Annotated in this window: 1 protein-coding gene; it reads left to right on the top strand. The window is 67.9% G+C overall.

The features are described from left to right. Nucleotides 1-247: 247 nt before the first annotated feature. Nucleotides 248-1,498 (top strand): IS256 family transposase, encoded by a 1,251-nt coding sequence (locus P0D62_RS18925; protein WP_275704078.1) that lies wholly within the window; start codon nucleotides 248-250, stop codon nucleotides 1,496-1,498. Nucleotides 1,499-1,666 lie beyond the last annotated feature (168 nt).

Below are 1,666 nucleotides of genomic sequence, written 5' to 3'. Positions count from 1 at the left end.
GACCACGGCAGCGAAGGGACTGGGGAACCGCTGGCGATCCATCTCCGCCCCGGCAACGCCGGCTCGAACACCGCGGCTGATCACATCACCGTCACCAAGGCCGCGCTCGCGCAGCTCCCACCAGCCCAGTTGAGTCCCGCATAGTGGTGTAGCGCGGTGGCAGCAGTGATCGTCTCGGACGTGGGCGCGGCCACCGTGTGATCCTTCGACTGAACCTCTCACAGCACTCTCGAACGGAGTCATCACGATGACCGCTCCCCATATTGTCGACCCTTCCGGCCTGCTCGGTGAAGCCCTGGCTGAAGCGTCCCCGGATCTGATGCGCAGCCTGCTCCAGGACGTGATCAACTCCCTGCTCTCCGCGGACGCAGACGCTGTCGCCGGCGCGGAGTACGGTCGGCCCAGCGCTGGTCGTTCTGCGCAGCGCAACGGCTACCGCCACCGCGACCTCGACACCCGCGTCGGCACGATCGACGTCGCAGTCCCCAAGCTCCGCTCTGGCACCTACTTTCCCGACTGGCTGCTCGAGCGGCGCAAGCGCGCCGAATCCGCCCTGATCACGGTCGTCGCGGACTGCTACCTCGCCGGCGTCTCCACCCGCCGCATGGACAAGCTCGTGAAGACCCTCGGCATCAACTCGCTCTCGAAGTCGCAAGTCAGCAGGATGGCGGAGTCATTGGACGAGCACGTCGAGCAGTTCCGCCACCGGCCCTTGGACGAGGCCGGGCCATTCACGTTCGTCTCCGCTGACGCGCTGACGATGAAAGTCCGCGAGGGCGGGCGCGTGATCAACGCCGTCGTCCTGCTCGCCACCGGCGTCAACGGCGACGGGCACCGCGAAGTCCTCGGCATGCGTATTGCCACCTCCGAGACCGGAGCGGCGTGGAACGGCTTCTTCGCCGACCTCGTCGCCCGCGGCCTCGCCGGAGTCCGCCTGGTCACCAGCGACGCCCACGCCGGCTTGGTGGAGGCGATCGCCGCGCACCTGCCCGGCGCGGCCTGGCAACGGTGCCGCACCCACTACGCCGCAAACCTCATGGCCGTGACGCCAAAGAGCATGTGGCCGGCGGTGAAAGCGATGCTGCACAGCGTCTATGACCAGCCCGACGCACAAGCGGTGAACGCCCAGTTCGAGCGGCTGCTGGACTACGTCAGCGAGAAGCTCCCGGACGTGGCCGAGCACCTCGACGCGGCCCGCGCCGATCTGCTCGCGTTCACCGCGTTCCCCAAGGACGTGTGGGTGCAGATCTGGTCGAACAATCCCACCGAGCGGCTGAACAAGGAGATCCGCCGCCGCACGGACTCCGTCGGCATCTTCCCCACCCGCGAGGCGATCGTCCGACTCGTCGGCGCGGTCCTGGCCGAGCAGACCGACGAATGGGCCGAAGGACGCCGCTATCTCGGCCTGGACGTCCTCGCCCGATGCCGCCTCACCGTCGTCCCCGACACCAGCACCGAGGAGGTCACCACAAGCTCCCTGCCCGCCCTGACCGCCTGACCCCCAAACGAAGGATCGCTACACCACTTCCCGGGACTTGACCACCAGCCCTGCTGGCCCGGAGCAGGCGGGGGTCGAAGAAGATTCTGATCCGCACCGACGGAGCCGGCGGCACCAAGGAATTTCTCCAGTGGATGACCAGGCGGCGGCTGGCCTACTCCGTCGGGT

This window comes from Tessaracoccus caeni (assembly GCF_029211185.1).
Classification (GTDB): Bacteria; Actinomycetota; Actinomycetes; order Propionibacteriales; family Propionibacteriaceae; genus Arachnia; species Arachnia caeni.
The sequence above is the reverse complement of the archived record's forward strand: the minus strand, read 5'-3'. Positions and strand labels throughout refer to the sequence as shown.

Bases quoted from the DNA above. Each gene is read 5' to 3' on its own strand.
- P0D62_RS18925 (WP_275704078.1), top strand. From the start codon at position 248: ATGACCGCTCCCCATATTGTCGACCCTTCCGGCCTGCTCGGTGAAGCC.